This is a genomic window from Corynebacterium auris (assembly GCF_030408575.1).
Taxonomy (GTDB): domain Bacteria; phylum Actinomycetota; class Actinomycetes; order Mycobacteriales; family Mycobacteriaceae; genus Corynebacterium; species Corynebacterium auris.
The window spans coordinates 1526767-1549323 of the sequence record NZ_CP047047.1 but is presented as its reverse complement, the minus strand read 5'-3'; the positions used below and the strand labels follow the sequence as shown (position 1 = coordinate 1549323).

The following is a 22557-nucleotide window of genomic DNA, read 5'->3' as shown; positions in this document are numbered from 1 at the left end:
TCAGCATGAACGCAGCCGTGCCGACACCGCAGAACGAGCCCCACACGCCGCCGTCGACAGCAGAGGTCCACGCGGCCGATATTCAGGCAGCTCAGGCGAGGATTTCGACGGTGATCGAGCCCACGCCGCTGCAGTACTGCCCGCGGCTGTCGCAGCAGTACGGCCTTGAGGTTTACCTCAAGCGCGAGGATCTGCAGGACGTGCGCTCCTACAAGATCCGCGGGGCCTACTACAACGTCGCATCCTTGACGGAGGAGGAAAAGGCCGCGGGCGTCGTCGCCGCCTCCGCCGGCAACCACGCCCAGGGGGTCGCCTACGCGTGCCGCGCCATGGGGATCAAGGGCAAAATCTTCGTGCCCAAGCCCACCCCGAAGCAAAAGCGCGACCGCATCCGTGTCCACGGCGGGGACAACATCGAGCTCGTCGTCACCGGCAACACCTTCGACGAGGCCGCCGAGGCCGCGCGTGACGACGCCGCCGAGCGCGGAGCCACCGTCATCGAGCCTTTCGACGCCCGCGAAACCGTCATCGGCCAGGGCACCGTCGCCGCCGAGATCCTCGCGCAGCTGACCGGCCTGGGCCGTGAGCTCGACAGCGTCATCGTCCCCGTCGGCGGCGGTGGGCTGGCCGCGGGCATTGTCTCCTACCTCGCCGACATGTCCCCGCGTACCTCCGTCGTGGCCGTCGAACCGGCGGGCGCGGCCTCGATGGCCGCCGCGGTGAAAAACGGCGGCCCGGTCACCCTGAAAGCGATCGACCCCTTCGTCGACGGCGCCGCAGTCAAGCGCGCCGGGGCGTTCCCGTACGAGATCATCGAGCGCAACCTCGGGCGCACCCACCTAATCGCCAGCGAGGAGGGCGCGGTGTGCACCGAGATGCTTGCGCTCTACCAGAACGAGGGCATCATCGCCGAGCCCGCCGGGGCCCTGTCCGTCGCCGGGCTGAGCGGGGTGAAGCTGGAGCCGGGCAGCACCGTCGTGTGCGTTATTTCCGGGGGCAACAACGACGTGCTGCGCTACGCGGAGGTGATGGAGCGCTCCCTGGTGCACCGCGGCCTGAAGCACTACTTCCTGGTGAACTTCCCGCAGGAGCCGGGGCAGCTGCGTAGCTTCCTCACCGACATCCTAGGCAAGGAGGACGACATCGTCCTGTTCGAGTACCTGAAGAAGAACAACCGCGAAACGGGTGTCGCGCTCGTGGGCGTGGAGCTCAGCCGCGCCAGCGACCTCGACCCGCTGCTCGGCCGGATGGAGGATTCGCCCATCGAGTGCCGCAGGCTCATGCCCGGCACCGACGAGTACGAGTTCATCGTGGCCAGCTAGGCAGCCGGCGCGAGGATAGCGAACTCCCACGGCCCGAGCGTCGTGGACTCCGCGCCCACCTGCGGGTCACCGAAGGAATAGACCAGCGTGCCCCCGACGGGTACCCGCACGGTGTCGCCGCTGAAGTTGGCGGCGAGCACAATATCGTCGTAGCCCATCGTCAGCCACTGCGCGCCGTGCTCGACGCGCAGCTCGCGCAGGTCCTCTCGGGCTAGGCCGTACTGCTCGCGGAGCCCGATCAGCGCCTGGTAGGTCTCGAAGATCTCGTCCTGGGTCTCGTCGACGTCCCAGACAAGCCGGGCACTTTCGAAGGTGGCCGCCTCCGCCGGGTCGGGCACGTCCTCCGGGCGCCAGCCGAGGCGGGCGAACTCGTCGAAGCGGCCCTGGCGGGTCAGCCGGTTTAGCTCGTCGTTTGTGTGCGAGACGAAGAAGGGAAAGGGCGTGCGGGCCGCGAACTCCTCTCCCATGAACAACATCGGCGTAAAGGGCGAGAACAGCACCACCGCGGCCTTGAGCGCCAGCTGCGTCGGAGTGAGGTTCTGGGAGGGGCGGTCGCCCTTCGCCCGGTTGCCGGTCTGGTCGTGGGTGGTGGTGTAGGTAATCAGGCGCCAGGCAGGGACGGCGGCCAGATCCAGGGGGCGGCCATGGTGGCGCTTGCGGTACTGCGAGTAGCCGCCCCGGAACCGGTAGCCGTGCGCCAGGGTGTAGGCGAGGATCTCAATGGTGCCGTAGTCGACGTAGTACGCGCCGCGCTCCCCGCTGACGAGGGTGTGAATGCAGTGGTGGATGTCGTCGACCCACTGGGCGCTCAAGCCGTAGCCGCCGACGGATTCGTCGTTGATGATGCGCGGGTCATTCAGATCCGACTCGCCGATGATGATGCGCGGGACCCCGGTCCCCGCGGCGACGTCGTCCGCCACGGCGCGGATCTCCTCCATGATGGAGTACGCCAGCCGGTCGTCGTAGGAGTGGATGGCATCGAGGCGCAGCCCGTCGATGTGGAACTCGTCGAGCCACTGTCGCACCGCGTCGAGGATGTAGGAGCGCACCTCGTCCGAGCCGGGGCCGGACAGGTTGATCACGTCGCCCCAGCCCGTGTTGCCGGCGGTGGTGTAGGGGCCGAACAGGCCGTTGTAGTTGCCGTCGGGGCCGAAGTGGTTGTACACCACGTCGAGGAAGACGGACAGCCCCGCGCGGTGGGCGGCGTCAACGAGCTTTTTCAGCTCGACCGGACCGCCGTAGGAGTGCTGCACCGCGAACCAGTCCACGCCGTCGTAGCCCCAGTTGCGGGTGCCCCCGAAAGGCTGGACCGGCATGATCTCGATGGCGGTGACGCCGAGGGAGGCGAGGTACCCCAGCTTCTCGGCCACCCCGGCAAAGGTTCCGGCGGGGGTGAAGGTACCCACGTGGAGCTCGTAGATCACCTGGCCGCGCAGCTGGCGCCCGCGCCACGCTGCGTCACCCCACTCGAAGTTGGTGGCAACCACCTCGGAAGGCCCGTGCACGCCCTCCGGCTGAGCCCGCGTGCGCGGGTCCGGCAGGGGCTTCGACCAGTCGGTGCCGTCGAAGAGGCGGTAGCAGTAGCGCTGGCCCGCCGCCGGGGTGATCAAGGCCGGGTCCGCGTACCACCAGCCCTCGCGCGCCTCGTCGCGCAGCATCGTGTAGTCGGCGCCGTCCACTGCCAGCTGCGCCCGGTGCGCGTAGGGGGCCCAGATCTCGAATCTTGCGGGGGTAGACATAGCCACCAGATTATGGAAGCCCACGACCGAGCGGCAACCGAGGCAGCGGTAAAGTGTGGTCCACCATGACTGATGTGTGCGCGCCCTACGAGCTGCCCCGCGCGGGGCAGCTCGTCGAGCACGAGATCGAGGTCAAACGCTCACGCTTCATCGCCCGGATCGGCAGGGTTCAGTCCGAAGAACAGGCGCGCGCCTTCATCGCCGCCGCGCGCGAGGACTACCCGGACGCGCGGCACCACTGCAGCGCCTACATCTACCGAGTCGATGGGGCGCAGCCGGTCGAGCGCTCCTCCGACGACGGCGAGCCCGCCGGCACCGCGGGCACGCCCATGCTCGAGACCCTCCGGGGCTCGGGGCTGTGCGACGTCGCAGCGGTGGTCACCAGGTACTTCGGCGGCACCAAGCTCGGCACCGGGGGCCTGGTCAGCGCCTATTCGACGTCGATAAGCGAGGCCCTAGAAAACGTGCCCCGCGTGATGCGCAAGCCGCGCCGAGTCGGGGTAGTGGACCTGCCGCACGCGGACGCGGGGCGGGTTGAGGGCGAGCTGCGCGCCGCCGGAATCGAGGTGCTCGGGGTGGAATACGGCGCGGTGGCGCGCTACACGCTCGCCTTCGACCCGGCGCACCTGCCGCGGGTGCGCGAGAGGATCGCCGCCGCGACCCGCGGGAGCGCCGAGCTCGCCGATCCCGCCGGGCCCACGTATACGTGGGTGGAGGACTAAGCGGCTAAAATTACCCGCATGACTATGCAGCCGCGCCCGAACAACCCCATTGAGAAGCGCAAACAGGACGTCCGCCGCTACTCCCGCAACGCCGCCATCTGGGTCGGCGCCGGTCTCGGGGGCGGGATTGTGCTGGCTATTCTCACGAGCTCGTGGTTTATCCTGCTGCTCGGCCTGATCGCCGCCGTCGCGGGTGGCTGGACCAACTACAACAAGGTCCAGAAGATCGTCAACCACCGCGACCAGTACTAGCCGCCGATGAGTGACGGCGAGGGCAGCGCGGTCCGCATCGACGTGTGGCTGTGGGCGGTCCGCGTGTTTAAGACTAGGTCCCAGTCCGCCGAGGCGGTGCGCGCGGGACACGTCAAGCTCAACGGGCAGGCGCCCAAGCCAGCGGCGCAGGTCGTGCCGGGGGACCATGTCCGGGTGTGGAAGGACCACCGCTACCTCGAGCTGGAGGTTACGGGCACGCCGAAGAAGCGCGTCGGCGCCCCAGTGGCGCGGACCATGTACATCGACACCTCCCCGCCACCCCCGCCGCGGGAGATCCTCGCCTCCCTGCCGCAGCGCGACAGGGGGGCGGGGCGCCCGACCAAGAAGGACAGGCGCGCGATCGACCGCCTGCAGGGGCGGCGCTAGCTGCGCCCAGAGCGCAGCCCCGCCAGCCGCCTGCGCAGCCGGTCGCGCCTCAGCTTCGGCCGGTTGCCCGATCGCGCCGTGCGGGCGATGTGGTCTTCCCCGAAGCGGTTGAGCAGAAGGTCGTCGACGATGCGCACCTGCCCCGGCGCGAAGGCGTATTTCAGCGCAGAGGAGACTGCGTCGACGTCGGCGGCGTTGGTCAGCTCCGCCAGCTGGGCGACGTTGTCGATGTCGTGCGCGCGCAGCAGCTCGATGAGGAAGCGGTAGTCCTCCGGGCGCGAGAGCGGAAAGCGGGTCCCCATCAGCACCGTGAGCACCCCGGGCAGTGTCTCCGGGGTGAGTTCGGCGTCGACCCCGGTATCCACCTTGTGCTCCGGATAGGTCACCGCCGAGATCTGGTCGAACTGCTGGTCCGCCAGCTCGATGAGCCCGGCCGCGAGGGTAAAGGCCCGGTCCACCTGAGGGTCGGGCTCGGTGCCGCCGGCGCGTTTGTAGCGGATGTCGTGCTCGAACTCGGCCCACGCGTGCTGCAAGACGGTGCGCACCTGCAGCTCAAAGACCGCACCCGCGTAGTCCTCTAAACCCTCGGAGCTCGGCCGCACCCGCAGCACGAGGTGGTGCGAGCCGTAGCCGAAGCCGCCGGCGACGCGGGTCTCCTGCGCCTTGTCCACGCTGCGCAGCACCTCGAACTGACCCGCCGCAAGGTCGAGCACGGTGGGGATTTCGGTGGAGTGCAAGACGGTGATCCTAGCGCCGATGAGGTCGCGGATATCGTGCCACGGGTCGGGGTAGGCGGGGGCGCCGTCGCGGACCGTGCGGGCCTTCGCCTTCATCGACGGCCACGACTTGATGCGCACGTCGACCCTGTCGAAGTTGACGCCGGCGTCGGCGAGCAGCTCAGCGAGGGCCTGATGGAAGGCCGTGTCGATCCCCGGGTGTGCGTCCAGCCACGCGAAGTACGTGGACCCGAGCCGCGCGATGACTGCGTCGGGGACGGTTCCGTCGCTCATCCCCGGCCCCCTACAGGGCCTCGGGCCCGGAGAGGCGCTCGGAGACGAGCAGGGCGGTGGGCAGGGAGGCAAAAATGTCAGCGGCGCGCGCTACGCCCTCGTAGGTGCGTCCGCTGAGTCGGTCCGTCCACCGCCCCTCCGGCAACGCCACGGTCGTCTCGCCCCAGCCGCCGCGCGCGGCGAGGCGGAGCGGGTAGCGGGTGGCCAAGGCGATGACGCTGAGCTCCGCGTCCCCGCGCGCCGTGCCCACCAGGTGCGCCTCGGCTTCGCCCTCGGCGAAGACGGGCTGGTACCCGCCGGTAAGAAAGACGCCTGGGTGCTCGCGGCGCAGCGTAAGCGCCTCGCGTACGACGTGCTGCTTCGCGCGGTCGATCTGCTCCGCCAGGCGCGGGTGCGTGCCGTCGGCGGCCGGGCAGTCGAGGCTTGGGGGCAGCTCGAGGGTTTGGGCGCGGTTGGTGAAGTCCACGAAGCGACGGTTGTCGGGGTCGACGAGGGAAAGGTCGAAAAACTCCTGGCCTTGGTACGTGTCGGGGATGCCGGGGCCGACGAGCTGTAGTAGCTTGCGGCCCAGCGACACCTGGATCGCCCCGCGGTGCAACGTGGCGGCGAAGTCGGTGATAAGCCCGGTCGCCGGCCCGTTGAGCAGAGCGTCCACCCAGTCCGTGACGGAAGTTTCGTAGGATGCGTCCTGGTCGAACCAGGTCGTGCTCGTCCCGGCCTCCCGGCTGGCCTTTATGGCGTAGTCGTGCAGCCGCTCGCGCAGCGCGGGGGTGATGGCACCGTCGTGGGGCCACACCCCCAAAAGGTTCTGCAGCAGGAAGTGGCCCACGGCGGCGTCGGGGGCGGGGACGATGGCGCCGACCTGGCGCACGAGCTCCGCGAACTCGTTCGGGAGCTCGGTGATCTCGATGATCCTCGCGCGGGTATCCTCGCTGCGCTTCGTGTCGTGCGTGGTCAGCGTGGTCATCGCCCGCGGCCAGAGCCTGGCGCGCTCCTGCTGCAAAAGGTGGAACTCCGCGGCCGACACGCCGAAGCGGCCGGGGGCGCCGCCGACCTCCTGCAGCGCAACAAGCCGGGAGGCCCGGTAAAACAGGGTGTCCTCGACCCCCTTCGCCATCACGGCGCCGCAGACCTGGGCGAAGCGGGTCGCGGCCTCGCCGTTGGCCAAAAGCGCGGCCGAGATGAGATCGAGAGCATCGCTTCTCGACGGAAAACGCCGCGCCATCTCCGCCATCACCGACGAGGTCACCCGCGACATGGATAGGTAATCCGCGCGGTAGACCGGGATCGCCGCCACCAGTTCGATGACGACCCAGGTGAGTTCGTCATCGGAGACGGTCGAGCCGGCGGTGGAGAAGTTATCCCGGCGGATCGCGCGCGTCAGGCGGCGGATCTCCGCGCCCAGCTCACTGCGCGCTACGTCGCGCTTGAGCTGGTGCTCGGCAGCGTCGATGGCGCGTTCATCCCAGGTCGAGCCCGTCTGCTGCAGGGCCAACATGCTCAGCGCGTCCTCGGCCGCCCGGTCGACGAAGATCCCGTCGAGCTCGCGCAGCGCGTCGTAGCCCGTTGTCCCGTCAACGGACAGGCGCGGGTCGAGGGGCTCGTCGACGCCGAGGATCTTTTCCACCACAAGCCAGCGGTCCTCGCCGACGAGGTCGCGCAGGCGGCTGAGGTAGCCGAAGGGCTCCGCGAGCCCGTCCGGGTGATCGACGCGGATGCCGTCGATGAGCTCCTCGGCGATGAGCTGGCGTACAACTCGGTGGGTGTGCTCGAAGACCAGCGGGTCCTCCTGGCGCACCCCGGCGAGCCCGTTGACGGAGAAAAACCGGCGGTAGGAGATCACCCCGTCGCGCCAGTACATCAGCCGGTAGTGCTGGCGCTCGTAGACGGCAAGCGGGTCGTCGTCCAACCCCTCGTATGACCCAGGGGCGAGCGGGAAGTAATTGTCGTAGTAGGCGAGGACGTCCTCGCCGATCGCGTCGAGGTGCAGCAGCTGGATGCGTTCTTCATCCCCCTCGCTGCCTAGCACCGGCAAACCGAGCTTGCCGGCGGCGCCGTTGTCCTCGTGCCAGTCGATGTCAAAGTACATCTCGTACTCGGAGTCGCGCCCGTGTTTGAGCACGTCCCACCACCACCTGTTCAGGTGGGGGGTGTCCACCCCGAGGTGGTTCGGCACGATATCGACGATGATTCCCAAACCGGCCTCGTGCGCCGCCGCTGCCAGTTCGCGCAGACCCTCGATTCCCCCGAGCTCGGGGTTGACCTGGGTCGGGTCCGTGACGTCGTAGTTGTGGTTTGATTCCTTCACCGCGGCGAAGATCGGGGAGAGGTACAGGTGGGAGACGCCCAGGTCGCGCAGATAGTCGACGACCTGGGTGGCCTCGGCGAAGCCGAAGCGCCGCCCCGCCGGGTCGGCGTGGGGCCCCCGCAGCTGTAGGCGGTAGGTCGAGGTGATTGGGCGACGCATGGCGTGGTCCTCCGTTTCCCTTCGTTAGATCCCGTTCTCGGGTGCTTTACACCTACGCAACCCTAGTTAATCGGGCCTTGCCCGGTTTTTCGGGTGGCGCCGCGCCCGGCGCAATGGCGAGAGGAAAGCCCAGCGAGTAGCGGGCAAAAACCGCCGCGCGGGGAACACCCGGCAGGCCCTGCAGGCGGCCGACGTCGGCGTCGGCGGCGTCGAAAACGAACAGGTCGCGGCAGTCGCGCGAGACGTAGAGCAGGCCGCGGGCCGGGCGCAGCACCTCGGTGAAGTGGGAGTGCAGCGGGGCGAACAACTGCGGGTGCGCGCACCACGGGGCAGCTTCCCCTCGGACCTCAAGGCCGGGCGGGGCAGCGGCGCCGAGGGCCACCCGTGCGTCGCGGACCCAGAACTCCAGCGTGTCCCCGCCCCCGGCGCCGGCGGCCCTGCGCAGGTGAGCCGCGGCCGCGTTCCACGCCTGGTGCACCGTCAGGCCCGCCGCGCCGATCTGCTGGTGGGTGGCGGGGGGCCCGGAGGGATCGTCGGCCGGGGCGAGCACGCAGGCGAGCCCGGGCGAAAGCGTGATGGAGGCGGTGGACTTGGCGAACGTTGGATGCCCGAAGGGCGCGGCGGTTCCCGCCCTGTGTGCAAGGCGCGGGGTGAACTGGGTGATGAGAGGGGCCATACCCTCTTAGACGCACCCGGGTGCACGCCGGTTCCCCGCGTCTATTGGGGACCTATTGGTCGAGGTTGAGGGCGTCGAAAAGCTTCTCCGCCGGCCAGATCTCGATTGTCTGGCCCTTGTCCCGGAGCTCGCGGGCGCGCTTTTCCTTGGAGGTCATCGTCGCCCATTCGCCGGTGACCAAGACGGTGGTTTTCTTGGTCACGTTCTTGCCTACCGTCGCGCCCTGGGCTGCGATGGCCTCCCACAGAGCACCTTTGTCGTAGGGTTCGAACTCCCCGGTCAAGGTCACGTTCTGGCCGTACAGGGGCGAGGTCGGGTCGGCGTTTTCGGCGGGCTCGGGAACGGTGTCCGGCGTGGCCACGGACTGCCAGGGGGCCGGCTGGCGGCGGCCAGAGCTCCCGAAACCCCCAGAACGTTCCGCGTCGCCCGCGCCGGTGCCGGTCTGGTTGCTGCCGCGCGGAATGGCGAGGGCGTCCGCAACGGCGTCAAGTGAGTTGTGCTGGGCCGCCTCGGCCTGGAGGGCGCGCGCGGCGCCGGAGCGGTCCCGCAGCACAGGCGTGACGCGCTCGGCGGTGATAGCGCCGAGGGCGAAACCGGCGTCGTGGACAAAGCTCATCAGGGAACCGGAGTGGTCGGCTGCGCGGGCGAGCTCGACCATGATGCCGGCGCAGGCGACGGCGTCGGCGCAGGCATCGTGGTGGTTATCCAGCGACACCCCGAAATGGCCCGCAAGGGTGGGCAGCTTGTGGTTGACCACGTCGAGGTGCGCGGCGCGGGATTGCGCGAGGGTGCAGCCGAACAGAAGGGAGGGAACCTCGCGTCCCGCGGCGAGGCAGGCCTCGCGCAATGCGGAGGCGTCGAACTGCGCGTTGTGGGCCACAATCGGCAGGTCGCCGATGAAGTCGACGAGCTCGTCGATGCGCTGCGCCACCGGCGGCTCGTCGGCGACGTCGTCAGCGGTAATGCCGTGGATGGACACGTTGAACGGGTCGAACTCGGCGTAAGGCTCCGGCGGGGTGCAAAGCCAGCTGGCGCGCTCCACCTCTTCGCCGTCAACAATTTTGACCGCGCCGATCTGGCAGATGGAACCCCAGCGCTGGTTCGCCGTTTCCACGTCGACGCCGACGAAACTCAGCCCCGGGATCCCGGCGCGGCCGGTGGGGGAGGCGTGCTCGGGGGCGTCGCCGCGACGGGCGGCGTCGAGAAGCGAAAGCAGGCGCGCGGGGCCCTCCCCATCGCCGGGTGAGAAAGCGATACGCAGGGCCCCATCGGGCAGGGTGAGCTCGACGAGGCCGCGGTCCCAGGCGTCGGCCTCGCGCGTCACCTCGGCCACCGAAATGTCAGCGATGGGCACGCTGCGCTGCTCGGTGGTGCCCCGCAGCGCCGCCTCGAGCGGGGTGGGGGCGATGACCAGGGCGGAATTGGTCACCGACAGGGTCGCGCCGTGGGCTGTAATCACGTTGTTTGCTCCTGAGGATTGCACGCTGTGAACGGTTGGGCCGGTTGCCTCGAATGCTACCGGGCGGGGTCGGGCTCCCCGTCGTCCTCCCCGTCGTCCTTCCCGTCGTCGAAGACCGGGCCCTCAATCTGCTTGAGCACCACCGTCGAGCGCGCGGGCACGACCTTCGTGCCGCCGGCGGCAATGTTTTCCTTCTCGGCGGGGTAGCCCAGCGGCTCGGTGGTGTCGATGAGAACCTCCCACCTGGCGCCCAGGGTCTGGTCGGGCAGGGTGAACTCGATGTCCTCGAAGTGCGCGTTGAACATGAGGATGAAGGAATCGTCGCGGATGCGCTGACCGCGCCGGTCCGCCTCCGAGATCGCCTCGCCGTTGAGGTAGGTCATCAACGCCTTGCCGAAGGCGAAGTCCCAGTCTTCCTGGGTCATGAGCTTGCCGGAGGGCACCAGCCAGGCGATCTCGCGCCCGCGCACGTCGGAGCCGAGCGCCCCGCCCTCGAGGAAGCGGCGGCGGCGAAACACCGGGTGCCGCTTGCGGATGGCAATGAGCCTGCGGGTGAAGTCGTGCAGTTCCTCCGCGACGTCCAGGTGGTCCCAGTTCATCCAGGCCAGCTCGTTGTCCTGGCAATAGACGTTGTTGTTGCCGTTTTGCGTGCGGGCGAACTCGTCGCCGTGCGCGATCATCGGCGTGCCCTGGGACAGCAGCAGCGTGGTGAGGAAATTGCGGCGCTGCTGGGCCCGCAGCTGCGCCACCTCCGGATCGTCGGTTGGGCCTTCGACGCCGCAGTTCCACGAGCGGTTGTGGCTCTCGCCGTCGTTGTTGTCTTCCCCGTTGGCCTCGTTGTGCTTTTCGTTGTAGGACACGAGGTCGTTAAGGGTGAACCCGTCGTGGGCGGTGATGAAGTTGATGGAGGCGGTAGGCCGGCGCCCGTTGTGCTGGTACAGGTCGGAGGAGCCGGTCAAGCGCGAGGCGAACTCGCCGAGGGTGGAGGGCTCGCCGCGCCAGAAGTCGCGCACGGTGTCGCGGTACTTGCCGTTCCACTCGCTCCACAGCGCCGGGAAGTTGCCCACCTGGTAGCCGCCCTCGCCGACGTCCCACGGCTCGGCGATGAGTTTGACCTGCGAGACCACCGGGTCCTGCTGGCACAGGTCGAAGAAGGTGGCCAGGCGGTCGACGTCCGAGAACTCGCGCGCAAGGGTCGAGGCGAGGTCGAAGCGGAAGCCGTCGACGTGCATTTCGGTGACCCAGTACCGCAGCGAATCCATGATTAGCTGCAGCGAGTGGGGGTCGCGCACATTCAGGGAGTTCCCGGTCCCCGTGTAGTCCATGTAGTGGTACTTGCTGCCCTCGACGAGGCGGTAGTAGGCCTCGTTGTCGATCCCGCGGAAGGCGATCGTGGGCCCGAGGTGGTTGCCCTCGGCCGTGTGGTTGTACACGACGTCGAGGATGACCTCGATGCCCGCCTCGTGGTAGGCGCGGACCATGCCCTTGAACTCGGAGACGGCGTCGCCGGGGGTGCGTGAGGACGCGTAGTTGTTCTCCGGGGCGAAGAAGCCGAAGGTGTTGTATCCCCAGTAGTTGCGCAGGCCGAGGTCGCGCAGCCGGTCGTCCTGGAGGAACTGGTGGACGGGCAGCAGCTCGACGGAGGTGACGCCGAGGTCGGTGAGGTAGTCGATCATCGCGGGGTGCGCCATGCCCGCGTAGGTCCCCCGCAGCGCCTCCGGGATGTCCGGGTGGGTCTGCGTCATCCCCTTGACGTGGCACTCGTAGATGATCGTTTCCTCGTCGGGGATGTTGGGGTTGCGGTCATCCCCCCAGTCGAAGAAGGGGTTGATGACCACGGAGAGCATCGTGTGGCCGAGGGAATCATCTTCGTTGCGCCCCGCGCCGGGTTCGTCGGCGTGGATGTCGTAGGAAAACAGCGAAGGGTGCTGGTCGAACTCGCCGTCGAAGGCGCGGGCGTAGGGGTCGACGAGGAGCTTGGTGGGGTCGCAGCGCTTCCCGTTGTGGGGGTCCCAGGCGCCGTGGACGCGGTAGCCGTAGCGCTGCCCGGGGGTAACTCCGGGCAGGTAGGCGTGCCAGACGAAGTTGTCTACCTCTTCGAGGGGGACGCGGGTTTCCGCGCCCTCGTCGTCGATGAGGCACAGCTCCACCTTCTCCGCGACGGAGGAGAAGAGAGCAAAGTTGGTCCCCGCGCCGTCGTAGGTGGACCCGAGGGGGTAGGAAGATCCGGGCCAGACGGTGTACGTCGTTTCCGGTGCGGCGTTGAGGTCAGTCATGGGGGTTTATCGTATCGGAAATCCCCCCGGGAGCCGACCTCATGCCCGTCAGGAGCAGCTCGACGGCGCGCTCGACGTCCGCCCCCGGCCCGGGGGTGCCAGCCCGGTCCGCCCCGCCGGTCGCCTCCGCCAGCTGCGCGGCTGACTGGTGCACGTAGGTCGCGCCCAAGGTCAGGTAGACCAAGCCTTCGGCCGCGGCGCGGGCATCGCTTGACGACGCCCCCGCGGCCGCCCCGTCGACAGCATCGCGCATCAGCGCCGACAGCTGCGCGGCCACCGGGGAGCCCGGCTGGGAGACGGCCGTGATGACCACTTCCGCGCCGTCGCGGTGGCGCAGCAGCGCCTCGCGCAGGCGCGCGCAGGCGATGTGGGGTGGGGGAGGAGGGGCGTCGACAAGCGGCGCGACGATGAGCGCGGCGAGGTCGGAGATGAGCTCCTGCTTGTTCTCGATGTGCCAGTAGAGAGCCCCCGGGGCGACGCCGAGGGCGGAGGCGACGCGGCGCATGGAGACGTCGGCAAGCCCGTACTCGTCGAGAATGGAAAGGGCGGCGGCGCCGATCGCGCCCCGGGAAAGCTGCATGGTGTCCGACCTTAACGCAGCCCGCGCCCTCGCTCCTGCACACCCTTTTTCACAGCAAGCGCTCAGTTGATTAGTATTGGTGAATCACGGGCCGGCCAGTTTGTGGTTGTTGACTGTCCTGAGTCATCACTGGGTGTAGTCCCGAAGACCTGCAAAGGAGATCTACCGTGTTGCTTTCTGCCCGCTCTCCCCGCGCCGTCGCTGCGGCGGTATCGGTCGCCGCGCTTGCTTTCGGCGTGGCCGCCTGCGGCTCCGAGGAGGAGGAGTCCGCCTCCGGCGGTCTGTCCACGGCGGCGTCGCCCGCGTCCGACTCCACGGAGGGGTCCGCGGCCGCGGATAACCCCGACGGCGCCGCGGAAGGCGAAGGGGACGGGGGCAACGCCGCCGAGGGCAACGGCGAGCCGAAGCCGGAGGGGCAGCAGGCACCTGCCGCCGGCGGAAACGCCGCCGCCCCGACCCTGTTCAACCCCTTCGAGGACGGCGACGTGACGATCCCGGTGCACGAGCCACTCACCAGCGGCGGGCCTGGCGCCGACGCGGACCGCGACGAGATGCAGCGCACCGTCCACGCGGCGATGAACCCGGCGAGCTATGACAAGTGGACGCGTGTGCTCATGGAGAACTCCTGCGACAAGGTCACAGACCCGATCCAGGCGGAGATTGACCGCATGGGCTTGACCCTGGATGAGGTGGAGCACGCCGCACGCCTGCAACAGCAGGCTGGCCAAGCCATCGACCTGCCTGCGACCGATGTCAAGGTGGACGATGTCCGCGTGGACGGCAACAGGGCTTCCGCCACGGTCACCGCGACGAACGCAAACGGGACCCAGACGCAGACCCAGATCTTCGAGCGCGAGGACGGGCGCTGGAAGCTGTGCAGCTAGCCTTTCGGCCCGCCCGACGTATTGCAACGGGGGCGGGCCTTCTCGTGTTTTCCCTCCTCGCCGGCGGTCTCATCGGAGCGCTGTGGGGTGTGTTTCGCCCCGGTTACGAGGCGGTAGTCCGCCAGGACGCGGTGCTCGTCGACCGGGTCTTGAGCCCGGACAGCGTCGAGTTCTCCTCCGTCGGGTGGTTCGCGATCCTCACCGCGGCCCTCGGCTTGGCGGTGGCGCTGGTGGCCTACGCCCGCTCCGGCGGGGCTGTTTCTTTCGCAGCGATGGCGTGGGTGGTCGTGGCCGCCGCCGCGGGGGCCTTCGCGGTGCACACCTTCGGGTCGTGGACCGCGGGGCTCGTCTCCGACAGCCCCGGCCACGGCGAGCTGGTCGACGGGGCGCGCTTGCGCCTAGTGCCGCCGCTGCAACCGGGCGTGGCCTGGTTGTGCGCGCCCTTCGTCTCCGCGCTGGCCTACTGGGTCCTCGCGCTGGTTACCCCGGCGCCGAAGAACGAGCCGACAGCAGAGGTGGAGCCGGACGCGCAGGGGAGCGCGGCGGTGCGCGCCTAGCTGGTGGGGGCTAGCTGGTGGTCCTAGCCGCGGGATGGCCAGTCCACGGCCGTCGTGCCCTGGCTCTGCCGGCTGATCGCGTCGACCGCCCCGAGGATGGAGACCAGGGAGGTCATCACCCAGGTGTGCAGCTGCTCCGGGGTCAGGCCCGCGATGATGAGGCAGGTCGTCTCCACGTGGACGTGCAGGCTCATCTCGGAGACGTGGAGGTAGGCCCGCAGGCCGGCAGTCTTCTCGTTGATGCTGTTGCACATCAGCCACATGGGCAGAAAGTGGGTGCGGGCGTCCTTGCCGGAATCCCACATCGCCGTGAGCCGGGCGTGGCTGTCGCCGTCGATGCAGGCGCCGAACGGGACGTTGTTGATGCTGGTGGCCAGGATGTCGTCGTCGATGAGGTCGTAGGTGAACCCGAGCGCGTCGAAGGCCTCCTCGATGTGTTCGATACCCACCTCCTGGCAGGTAAAACCGCCGTGCGGGCCGGCGGAGGGGGTGAACTCCTCCGGGGCACCGGTGACGTCGAGCTCCCCGCCGCGCGGCAGGTGCCGGGCCGAAGGGTGCACGCCGACGAGCGCCTCGAGGTCCTGCGCGCGGGCGAGTGTGGGCGGGATCGGGTGGCGGTACTCGGCCGCGAGGAACTCCCGCCTCACCTCCGCCGAGAAGGCGAGCATGTCGTCCCGGGCAGCGCTGATGTCCCGGACCAGTTGCTCGTCGCTCAATCCGTGCCGAATACGGACTCCCGTGCGCAGGTGCGCGGCCAGGTCGCCCGCGTCGGTGAGCCGGTAGGAGGCCGTGGGGCCCAAGCGGTCGTGGTTCCACGCGTTGATGAAGCGCGCCAGGGCCGTGCCGTGCGTGAAGTCGACGGGAATGCGCTCCTGGTAGTCGGCGACGAGCATGAGCGGCTTCGCGTGGTTGATCCAGAGGGTCGCGATGTACGAGCTGGCGGGCACCACGAGTCTGTCGGGCTGCTCGAGAGCCTCGAAGCCGAGGCCCCGCAGCGCGGCGGCGACGCGTTCGAGGGTCACCTCGCTGGGGTGCTCTCCGATACCCTCGGGGCCGTTCGCGGCGCTGTGCCCGGCCATCGCTCGCCTCCTTGAGCCTGTCCTTGTCTTTTGGGGCCACTGTCTTTGGAGCCACTGTCTTCGGTGTCACTGCCCTCGGACTCCTCCCGGGCGTGTTCGGCCCGCGCGGGAAGCGCGCGCCGAACACGCCCGGGGAACCGAAACCCACAAACCTGGCTCGGTTCATGTTCGCGCTCGAGTTTAAGGAAGCCCGCCCCCTCTCGCCATCACAGCGTGCGCGCACCCGGCCCATTCTGGGTGGTCAGGCCCTGATCACCCCCGTGTCGGGGCGGAGACTTAGAATGGCGGCGGGAAAGAAAGCTGCCGGACACCGGTTGCGCGAGAAGCACTGCACACGAGCGGCGAGAACGCCTGACCACCGCGGGAGGACGCGATGCTGAAACTAACGGACTTAAGGGGTCACACCCCCACAACCTCCGAGCTGCGCAGGGCATTGCCCCGCGGGGGCGTCGACGTCGACGCGGTACTGGCGGACGTCCACCCGATCGTCGAGGAGGTCCGCCGCAGCGGCGCCGCTGCGGCGCTCGATTACGGCGAAAAGTTCGACGGGGTGCGCCCCGCGTCGGTCCGCGTTCCCGCGGAGGTCATCGAGCGGGCCGTCGACACCCTGGACCCCGAGGTGCGCGCGGCGCTGGACGAGGCGATTGCACGGATCCGCGCGGTGCACGCAGCGCAGAAGCCCTCCTCGCACACCACCGAGCTGCGCCCCGGCGCCACCGTCACCGAGGTGTTCGTGCCGGTCCAGCGCGTCGGGCTCTACGTGCCGGGCGGCAAGGCGGTCTACCCCTCCAGCGTGCTTATGAACGTCATCCCCGCGCAGGAGGCGGGGGCGGGGTCCATGGTCGTGGCCTCGCCGCCACAGGAGGAGTTTGGGGGCTGGCCCCACCCGACCACGCTCGCCGCGTGCGCCCTTTTGGGCGTCGACGAAGTGTGGGCGATCGGTGGCGCCCAGGCCGTCGCGCTGTTGGCCTACGGCGACGATGCGCACGAACTCGAGCCGGTGGACAAGGTCACCGGGCCGGGCAACATCTTCGTCGCCGCCGCGAAGCGAGTGGTCAACGGGGTTGTCGGCATCGACGCCGAGGCGGGCCCGAGCGAGATCGCGGTGCTCGCCGACGCCACCGCGGACCCCGCCCTCATCGCAGCCGACCTCGTCTCCCAGGCGGAGCACGACGAGCAGGCCGCCTCAGTACTCATCACGGATTCAGCAGAGCTCGCCGACGCCGTGCGCGCCGAGGTGGAGCGCGCCGCGGCGGCGACCCTGAACTCCGGGCGCGCCAGCTCCGCGCTCGGCGGGGAACAGTCGGGCATCGTGCTTGTCGACGACCTCAATACCGCCATCGCCGCAGCCAATGCGTACGCGGCGGAGCACCTGGAGATCCACACCCGCGACCCGCGCGCTGTCGCCGAGCGCATCACCAACGCCGGTGCCATCTTCGTCGGCCCCTACTCGCCAGTGCCTTTGGGCGACTACGCGGCGGGGTCCAACCACGTGCTGCCCACCTCCGGCACGGCGCGCTTCGCGCCCGGGCTGAGCACCCACACCTTCCTCAAGCCCGTCAGCGTGATCGAGTACGACCGCGCCGCCCTGGAGGAGGTCGGCCCCCACATCATCACGCTGTCCGCCGCGGAGCAGCTGCCCGCGCACGGCGAGGCGATCAAGGCGCGCGGCATCGGCACCGCCGACGCTGCCGGGAAGGGGGAGTAGATGGATTTCCAGCCCGGCACCCTTGCCGTCGAGACGCAGCTCAGCGAGCTCCCCCTGCGCGAACAGCTGCGGGGTGCTTCCGCCTATGGGGCCCCGCAGCTGAGCGTCCCCGTGGCGCTCAACACCAACGAAAACCCCTACCCGCCCTCGGCGGAGCTCATCGAGGACCTCCTCGCCGAGGTGGCCGCCCACGCCCCGGGGCTGAACCGCTACCCGGACCGCGACGCGCGAGAGCTGCGCGGCGACCTCGCCGCTTACGTCGCCGAACGCACCGGGGTGGAGGTGACCCGCGACAACCTGTGGGCGGCGAACGGCTCCAACGAGGTGCTGCACCAGCTCCTGCAGGCTTTCGGCGGGCCGGGGCGAAGCGCCATGGGGTTTACCCCGAGTTACTCCATGCACCCGCTGCTTGCGGCCGGCACCCAGACCGAGTTCATCGCGGTGCCGCGGGGTAGTGACTTCCGCATCGACATCGACGTCGCCGTCGCGGAGATCACCAGGCAGCGCCCGGACGTCGTCTTCATCACCACCCCGAACAACCCCACCGGGGATGTCACTGCGCTGGAGGGGATCGCCCGTATCCTCGACGCGGCCCCCGGCATCGTGATCGTGGACGAGGCCTACGGGGAGTTCTCCGCCGCCCCCTCGGCGGTGACCCTGCTGCGCGAGTACCCGGCGAAACTCGTCGTCTCGCGCACCATGTCCAAGGCCTTCGATTTCGCCGGCGGGCGGCTGGGCTACTTCGTCGCCGCCCCCGCCTTTGTCGAGGCGGTTATGCTGGTGCGCCTGCCGTACCACCTCGCCTCGCTGACCCAGGCGGCGGCGCGGGTGGCGCTGCGGCACGCGGGTGAGACTCTCGCCACCGTCGAAAGGCTTTCGCGCGAACGCGTGCGCGTGGAAAAAGCCCTGGTGGAGTTGGGTTACGAGGTGGTTCCGAGCGAGTCGAACTTCCTGTTTTTCGGGCGTTTTGAAAGCTCGCACGCAGCGTGGCAGGCTTTCCTCGATCGCGGGGTGCTCATCCGCGACGTGGGAGTGCCGGGGTGGCTGCGGGTGACCATCGGCCTCGACGAGGAAAACGACGCCTTCCTCGCAGCCGCAGCAGAGGCGAAAACCGTACAGACAAGAACCGGAAAGGAGACGAGGCATGGCTGACAGGATCGGGGCGGCGCGCCGCGCGACCTCCGAGTCGGACGTCGCTGTGGAGATCAACCTGGACGGCTCCGGTTCCTCGGAGATCAGCACCGGGCTGCCCTTCTTCGACCACATGCTCACGGCGTTTGCCACACACGGGGCCTTCGACCTTTCGGTGCGCGCCGAAGGTGACACGCACATCGATGCCCACCACACTATCGAGGACACCGCCATCACGCTCGGCTGGGCGCTGAGCGACGCCCTCGGGGACAAAAAGGGGATCCGCCGCTTCGGCTCCTGCCTTTTGCCGATGGACGAGACGCTGGTTGAGGCCGTGGTGGACATCTCGGGCCGGCCCTACTTCGTCATGAACGGCGAGCCCGAGCACATGCAGTGGCAGGTCATCGGCGGCCACTACGCCACGGTGATCAACCGCCACTTCTTCGAGACCTTCGCGGCGAACTCCCGGGTCACGCTGCACATAAACGTGCGCTACGGCCGGGACCCGCACCACATCAGCGAGGCCGAGTACAAGGGCGTGGCCCGCGCTCTGCGCGCCGCTGTAGGCCGCGACCCGGATATTCAGGGCGTACCCTCAACGAAGGGTGCGCTGTAGGGCGCAGCGCAGCGTCCGAGAAGAAAGGGATCTATACACACAACCGGAGAAAGGGTGGTACATGCGTCAGGGACGCGCCGCGGGTGTGCTCACTCCCGCGGAAGTGGAATCCGTAACTAACCCTTGGCAGGCCAGGGGTTTAATACCGACACTCGTGGCCGTGGCGGCCGCCTTCGGCGCGTGGGCGCTTCTTCTGCCCGTCGTGCCCACGGCGGTCCTTGACTCGGGCGGGTCCGAAACGCTCGCCGGCGCGAGCACCGGGCTGTTCATGCTCTCCACCGTGATCACCCAGGTGTTCATGCCGCGCGTGTTGCGCATCTTCGGCTACCGCGCGGTCATCGTGGCCGCCTCCCTCCTGCTCGGCCTCCCGGCGCTGGGGTTCCTCGCGGGGATGGACGCCGCCATCGTCGTCGTGGTCAGCCTCATCCGGGGTGTCGGCTTCGGCGCGCTCAGCGTGGCGGAGGCCGCCATGATCGCCCAGCTCGTCCCGCTCCGGCTGCTGGGCCGCACCACGGGCATCTTCGGCGTGTGCGTCGGGGGATCGCAGATGGTCGCGCTGCCGCTCGGGCTGGCTCTGGCGGAGCGGATCGGCTACCCCCTCGTCTTCCTCATCGCCACCGGCATCGGCATGGTCGGCCTCGCGGTGTGCATGCTCATCCCGACCATCGAGAACGAACCTGAGGGCGAGGGGGAGCTGACCGGCGTGCACGTGCCCACGTGGCGCCTGGTGGCCGTGCCGATGCTCGCCCTGACCTTCGTCACCACCGCCTACGGTGCGGTGACGAACTTTCTGCCCGTCAGCGTGCGCGAGATCGACCCAGCCGCGGGCGCAACCTTCGCGGGCGCCCTGTTGTCCGTGCTCAACTTGGCGGCGATGGGGGCGCGCTACTACGCCGGCGTAACCTTTGACCGCCGCGGCACCCCCGGCACCGTGATGATCCCCTTCCAGGTCATCGCCGCGGCCGGCATCGCGCTGACGGCGCTGGTCGTCGTCGCCGACCTGTCCGTGTGGTGGCTGGTGCCCGCCATCGTGCTGTACGGCGCCGGCTTCGGGGCGGTGCAGAACGAGTCGTTGACCCAGCTGTTCTACCGGCTGCCCAAATCGAAGACCTCGGAGGCCAGCGCGATGTGGAACATCGCCTACGACTCCGGCACGGGGATTGGCTCCCTCGTCTACGGCGCGATCCTCGGCGGCGTCACCATGGGCGGGATGTACGCCATCGCCAGCGCCGTGATCCTCACCGGCGTTGCCATCACCGGCTCGGACCGCTTCCTGGGCCGCCACCGCGTTGCGGAGGTGGACAACCTCGCCGTGCGGCTGCGCTCGGTGCAGGCCCCGCGCATTTACAGGCGCGGCGGGCGCTAAACTAGCCAGCTATGACGACAGGCTCGCCCACCTCCCGCCCTCGTGTCGCGCTCCTTGACTATGGGGCCGGTAACCTGCGCTCGGCGCAGCGCGCCCTGGAGCACGTCGGCGCGGAGATCGAGGTCACCCGCGAGCCCGCGGTAGCCGTGGAGGCCGACGGGCTGGTCGTGCCCGGCGTTGGCGCCTTCGACGCCTGCATGAAGGGCCTGCGAGCGGTGAACGGACCGCGGATCGTCGGCCAGCGGCTCGCGGGCTCGCGCCCGGTCCTGGGCATCTGCGTGGGGCTGCAGGTGATGTTCGAGCGCGGCGCGGAGCACGGGGTCAACGCTTCCGGGATGGGGCAGTGGCCGGGAAGCGTCGACAAGCTGCGCGCGAACGTGCTACCCCACATGGGGTGGAACACGGTCGATGTCGCGCCGGGCTCCGCGATGTTCGCGGGCATCGACCCGGCGGAGCGGTTCTACTTCGTCCACTCCTACGGTGTGCAGAGCTGGGAGATGCCGGTCGACGAGTTCATCGCGGCGCCGAAGGTATCGTGGTCCGCGCACGGCGAGAGCCGCTTCGTGGCGGCGGTGGAAAACGGGCCGCTGTGGGCGACGCAGTTCCACCCCGAGAAGTCGGGCGAGGCGGGGCTGGGGCTGCTCGAGAACTGGGTCCGCACGCTCCGATAGGGTTGTTGCCATGGACTTCACTCTTCTTCCCGCGGTCGACGTCGTTGAAGGGCAGGCGGTGCGCCTCAGCCAGGGCGAGGCCGGCACCGAAAAAAACTACGGCTCGCCGCTTCAGGCCGCGCTGAACTGGCAGGAACAGGGGGCCGCCTGGATCCACGTCGTCGACCTGGACGCGGCCTTCGGGCGCGGGTCGAACCACGAGCTGCTGGCGGAGATCACGCGGGCTGTGGACATCAACGTCGAGCTCACCGGGGGGATCCGCGACGACGCCTCGCTCGAGCGAGCCTTGGCCACGGGCGCGAAGCGCGTCAATATCGGCACGGCGGCGCTGCGCCACCCAAAGTGGGCCGCCGAGGTGATTCGCCGCCACGGCGAGAAGGTCGCCGTCGACCTCGCGGTGCGCGAAGACAACGGGCAGTGGCGCACGAGGGGCGACGGCTGGACCTCCGACGGCGGGGACCTGTGGGAGGTGCTCGAGTACTTCGACCAGGCGGGCTGCGCGCGGGTCGTCGTTACTGACGTGTCGCGGGACGGCACCCTGAGCGGGCCGAACATCGAGCTGCTGCGCGAGGTTTCCGCGGCGACGGACGCGCTGGTCACGGCCTCGGGGGGTATCTCCTCACTGGAGGATGTCGCCGAGGTTGCGCGCTACGCGGAGGAAGGGATTGATTCCGCGATCATCGGTAAGGCCCTCTACGAGCAGCGTTTTACGCTGGGCGAGGCGCTGCGGCACCTGGAACAGGCCCGGTAGGGCGGAAACACATAAAATGGCCCTATATATCGGGCTGAAGGGGTAAGGTGTCTTTATGGATTCCACGGCCCGCTACCTCGAGATTGCGGAAGACGTCGTGGCGGAAGCGCGCCGGATCTTCATCTCCCACCTCGGGGCGGCCCCCGCGCTGTTCAAGGGCGGCGGTGACTTTGCCACGGAGGCCGACGTGGCAATCGAGACGCTGCTGCGCGACAGGCTCACTGCCGCGACGGGCATCCCCGTCTACGGGGAGGAGCAGGGCGGCGACCTCAACGAGAGCGCCTGCTGGGTGGTCGACCCGATCGACGGCACCTCGAACTACTCCTCGGGCAACCCGAACTGCTCGATCCTCGTCTCGCTGCTGCACCGGGGCCAGCCCATCGTCGCTGTGACCGAGGCGCCGCTTCTGGACATGCACCTGACCGCCGTCGACGGCGGCCCGGTTCACCTCAACGGCACAGCCCTGCCGAAGCTCAGCGAGGACAGCACCGCAGCCGCTCAGGTTGGAGTCGGCTCGGTGCGCTCGCCGGACTCGGAGAACTACCCGGCCGAGGTGCGCCTCGGCGTCATGGCCACGCTGGCGGAGACGAACTTGCGCCCGCGCATTTCGGGCTCGGTGGGCGTGGACTTCGCCTTCGTCGCGCAGGGCATTTACCAGGCGGCGGTGAGTTTCTCTCCGCATCTGTGGGACAACTGCGCCGGGGTGCTCCTCGCGCGCAGTGCCGGTGCGGTGGTGACCGACCCGGGCGGTGGGCCGTGGACGATGGACTCCCCGGGGGCGATCGCCGGGACGAGGAGGGCCCACCGTATCGCCCTGAGTACGATGAAGTCCATCGCTTCAAAGTAACTCTGGGCGCCCCGTGGGCGCCCGGTTGCCCGCACAAGATTCGTGGAAAGGTTCGGT

At 69.1% G+C, this 22557-nt stretch carries 21 protein-coding genes; 13 read left to right on the top strand and 8 right to left on the bottom strand.

Going from position 1 to position 22557, the window contains the following annotated elements:
* Positions 1-5: 5 nt before the first annotated feature.
* Complete coding sequence (gene ilvA, locus CAURIS_RS07420; RefSeq protein ID WP_290341408.1) at positions 6-1322, top strand: threonine ammonia-lyase IlvA; 1317 nt, start codon at positions 6-8, stop codon at positions 1320-1322.
* Here the strand turns inward: ilvA and treZ are convergent.
* Positions 1319-3061: a malto-oligosyltrehalose trehalohydrolase gene (gene treZ, locus CAURIS_RS07415; RefSeq protein ID WP_290341407.1), complete on the bottom strand. Its 1743-nt coding sequence runs from the start codon at positions 3059-3061 to the stop codon at positions 1319-1321. The two genes, ilvA and treZ, sit on opposite strands and share 4 nt — an antisense overlap.
* 65 nt (positions 3062-3126) lie before the next feature.
* Between treZ and CAURIS_RS07410 the strand changes: the two genes are divergently transcribed.
* Genes CAURIS_RS07410 through CAURIS_RS07400 form a run of 3 tightly spaced genes read left to right on the top strand, consistent with a single transcriptional unit; the run spans position 3127 to position 4422 of the window.
* On the top strand, positions 3127-3783 hold the full coding sequence (locus CAURIS_RS07410; protein WP_290341405.1) for an IMPACT family protein: 657 nt from the start codon (positions 3127-3129) through the stop codon (positions 3781-3783).
* A gap of 18 nt (positions 3784-3801) precedes the next feature.
* Positions 3802-4035, top strand: a complete 234-nt coding sequence (locus tag CAURIS_RS07405; RefSeq protein WP_290341404.1) for a hypothetical protein — start codon at positions 3802-3804, stop codon at positions 4033-4035.
* A gap of 6 nt (positions 4036-4041) precedes the next feature.
* The gene (locus tag CAURIS_RS07400) at positions 4042-4422 is read left to right on the top strand and encodes an RNA-binding S4 domain-containing protein (RefSeq protein WP_290341403.1); all 381 of its coding nucleotides are present in this window, start codon (positions 4042-4044) and stop codon (positions 4420-4422) included.
* Here CAURIS_RS07400 and CAURIS_RS07395 read toward each other — a convergent pair.
* From CAURIS_RS07395 to CAURIS_RS07370, 6 genes are read right to left on the bottom strand one after another with little or no spacing between them, the layout of a single operon-like run.
* Positions 4419-5432 carry a GTP pyrophosphokinase gene (locus CAURIS_RS07395; protein WP_290341402.1) on the bottom strand — a complete coding sequence of 338 codons (1014 nt, stop codon included), beginning with the start codon at positions 5430-5432 and terminating at the stop codon, positions 4419-4421. The genes CAURIS_RS07400 and CAURIS_RS07395 overlap by 4 nt on opposite strands.
* Positions 5433-5442: 10 nt before the next feature.
* Positions 5443-7899: a malto-oligosyltrehalose synthase gene (gene treY, locus CAURIS_RS07390; RefSeq protein WP_290341401.1), complete on the bottom strand. Its 2457-nt coding sequence runs from the start codon at positions 7897-7899 to the stop codon at positions 5443-5445.
* Between the two features lie 52 nt (positions 7900-7951).
* Entirely contained in the window at positions 7952-8575 is a 624-nt protein-coding gene (locus CAURIS_RS07385) for a hypothetical protein (protein ID WP_290341399.1), read from the bottom strand.
* 52 nt (positions 8576-8627) lie between these two features.
* A complete protein-coding gene (locus CAURIS_RS07380) occupies positions 8628-10034 on the bottom strand; it encodes a 3'-5' exonuclease (protein WP_290341398.1) in 1407 nt (468 codons plus the stop codon).
* Between the two features lie 56 nt (positions 10035-10090).
* On the bottom strand, positions 10091-12310 hold the full coding sequence (glgX, locus tag CAURIS_RS07375) for a glycogen debranching protein GlgX (protein WP_290341397.1): 2220 nt from the start codon (positions 12308-12310) through the stop codon (positions 10091-10093).
* Entirely contained in the window at positions 12303-12890 is a 588-nt protein-coding gene (locus CAURIS_RS07370; RefSeq protein WP_290341396.1) for a TetR family transcriptional regulator, read from the bottom strand. Before CAURIS_RS07370 ends, glgX begins: the two co-directional genes overlap by 8 nt.
* A gap of 167 nt (positions 12891-13057) precedes the next feature.
* On the opposite strand from CAURIS_RS07370, the gene CAURIS_RS07365 reads away from it, so the two are divergent.
* The gene (locus tag CAURIS_RS07365; protein ID WP_290341395.1) at positions 13058-13774 is read left to right on the top strand and encodes an MTB12 C-terminal domain-containing protein; all 717 of its coding nucleotides are present in this window, start codon (positions 13058-13060) and stop codon (positions 13772-13774) included.
* A gap of 44 nt (positions 13775-13818) precedes the next feature.
* A complete protein-coding gene (locus tag CAURIS_RS07360; RefSeq protein ID WP_290341394.1) occupies positions 13819-14331 on the top strand; it encodes a hypothetical protein in 513 nt (170 codons plus the stop codon).
* A gap of 23 nt (positions 14332-14354) precedes the next feature.
* Here the strand turns inward: CAURIS_RS07360 and CAURIS_RS07355 are convergent, their stop codons facing one another.
* Positions 14355-15410 (bottom strand): YbjN domain-containing protein, encoded by a 1056-nt coding sequence (locus tag CAURIS_RS07355; RefSeq protein ID WP_290341393.1) that lies wholly within the window; start codon positions 15408-15410, stop codon positions 14355-14357.
* 373 nt (positions 15411-15783) lie between these two features.
* On the opposite strand from CAURIS_RS07355, the gene hisD reads away from it, so the two are divergent.
* The 7 genes from hisD (at position 15784) to CAURIS_RS07320 (ending at position 22500) form a co-directional block, all read left to right on the top strand.
* Positions 15784-17118 (top strand): histidinol dehydrogenase, encoded by a 1335-nt coding sequence (hisD, locus tag CAURIS_RS07350; protein ID WP_290341392.1) that lies wholly within the window; start codon positions 15784-15786, stop codon positions 17116-17118.
* Complete coding sequence (locus tag CAURIS_RS07345; protein WP_290341391.1) at positions 17119-18270, top strand: histidinol-phosphate transaminase; 1152 nt, start codon at positions 17119-17121, stop codon at positions 18268-18270.
* Positions 18263-18865, top strand: coding sequence for an imidazoleglycerol-phosphate dehydratase HisB (gene hisB / locus CAURIS_RS07340; RefSeq protein WP_290341389.1), 603 nt, complete (start codon positions 18263-18265; stop codon positions 18863-18865). Before CAURIS_RS07345 ends, hisB begins: the two co-directional genes overlap by 8 nt.
* Before the next feature lie 160 nt (positions 18866-19025).
* Complete coding sequence (locus CAURIS_RS07335; protein WP_353959227.1) at positions 19026-20231, top strand: MFS transporter; 1206 nt, start codon at positions 19026-19028, stop codon at positions 20229-20231.
* A gap of 11 nt (positions 20232-20242) precedes the next feature.
* Positions 20243-20902 carry an imidazole glycerol phosphate synthase subunit HisH gene (gene hisH, locus CAURIS_RS07330; RefSeq protein ID WP_290341387.1) on the top strand — a complete coding sequence of 220 codons (660 nt, stop codon included), beginning with the start codon at positions 20243-20245 and terminating at the stop codon, positions 20900-20902.
* A 10-nt stretch (positions 20903-20912) separates the two neighbouring features.
* Positions 20913-21653, top strand: a complete 741-nt coding sequence (priA, locus tag CAURIS_RS07325; RefSeq protein WP_290341386.1) for a bifunctional 1-(5-phosphoribosyl)-5-((5-phosphoribosylamino)methylideneamino)imidazole-4-carboxamide isomerase/phosphoribosylanthranilate isomerase PriA — start codon at positions 20913-20915, stop codon at positions 21651-21653.
* A 55-nt stretch (positions 21654-21708) separates the two neighbouring features.
* Positions 21709-22500 carry an inositol monophosphatase family protein gene (locus CAURIS_RS07320; protein WP_290341385.1) on the top strand — a complete coding sequence of 264 codons (792 nt, stop codon included), beginning with the start codon at positions 21709-21711 and terminating at the stop codon, positions 22498-22500.
* The last annotated feature ends 57 nt before the right edge of the window (positions 22501-22557 follow it).

What these genes read in the sequence shown, in the direction of transcription:
- CAURIS_RS07370 (WP_290341396.1), bottom strand. Translation starts at nt 12,890, where the DNA reads ATGCAGCTTTCCCGGGGCGCGATCGGCGCCGCCGCCCTTTCCATTCTC.
- ilvA (WP_290341408.1), top strand. Translation starts at nt 6, where the DNA reads ATGAACGCAGCCGTGCCGACACCGCAGAACGAGCCCCACACGCCGCCG.
- CAURIS_RS07385 (WP_290341399.1), bottom strand. Translation starts at nt 8,575, where the DNA reads ATGGCCCCTCTCATCACCCAGTTCACCCCGCGCCTTGCACACAGGGCG.
- CAURIS_RS07405 (WP_290341404.1), top strand. Translation starts at nt 3,802, where the DNA reads ATGACTATGCAGCCGCGCCCGAACAACCCCATTGAGAAGCGCAAACAG.
- CAURIS_RS07345 (WP_290341391.1), top strand. Translation starts at nt 17,119, where the DNA reads ATGGATTTCCAGCCCGGCACCCTTGCCGTCGAGACGCAGCTCAGCGAG.
- CAURIS_RS07320 (WP_290341385.1), top strand. Translation starts at nt 21,709, where the DNA reads ATGGATTCCACGGCCCGCTACCTCGAGATTGCGGAAGACGTCGTGGCG.
- hisH (WP_290341387.1), top strand. Translation starts at nt 20,243, where the DNA reads ATGACGACAGGCTCGCCCACCTCCCGCCCTCGTGTCGCGCTCCTTGAC.
- CAURIS_RS07355 (WP_290341393.1), bottom strand. Translation starts at nt 15,410, where the DNA reads ATGGCCGGGCACAGCGCCGCGAACGGCCCCGAGGGTATCGGAGAGCAC.
- CAURIS_RS07400 (WP_290341403.1), top strand. Translation starts at nt 4,042, where the DNA reads ATGAGTGACGGCGAGGGCAGCGCGGTCCGCATCGACGTGTGGCTGTGG.
- hisD (WP_290341392.1), top strand. Translation starts at nt 15,784, where the DNA reads ATGCTGAAACTAACGGACTTAAGGGGTCACACCCCCACAACCTCCGAG.
- treY (WP_290341401.1), bottom strand. Translation starts at nt 7,899, where the DNA reads ATGCGTCGCCCAATCACCTCGACCTACCGCCTACAGCTGCGGGGGCCC.
- CAURIS_RS07410 (WP_290341405.1), top strand. Translation starts at nt 3,127, where the DNA reads ATGACTGATGTGTGCGCGCCCTACGAGCTGCCCCGCGCGGGGCAGCTC.
- CAURIS_RS07395 (WP_290341402.1), bottom strand. Translation starts at nt 5,432, where the DNA reads ATGAGCGACGGAACCGTCCCCGACGCAGTCATCGCGCGGCTCGGGTCC.
- hisB (WP_290341389.1), top strand. Translation starts at nt 18,263, where the DNA reads ATGGCTGACAGGATCGGGGCGGCGCGCCGCGCGACCTCCGAGTCGGAC.
- priA (WP_290341386.1), top strand. Translation starts at nt 20,913, where the DNA reads ATGGACTTCACTCTTCTTCCCGCGGTCGACGTCGTTGAAGGGCAGGCG.
- glgX (WP_290341397.1), bottom strand. Translation starts at nt 12,310, where the DNA reads ATGACTGACCTCAACGCCGCACCGGAAACGACGTACACCGTCTGGCCC.
- treZ (WP_290341407.1), bottom strand. Translation starts at nt 3,061, where the DNA reads ATGTCTACCCCCGCAAGATTCGAGATCTGGGCCCCCTACGCGCACCGG.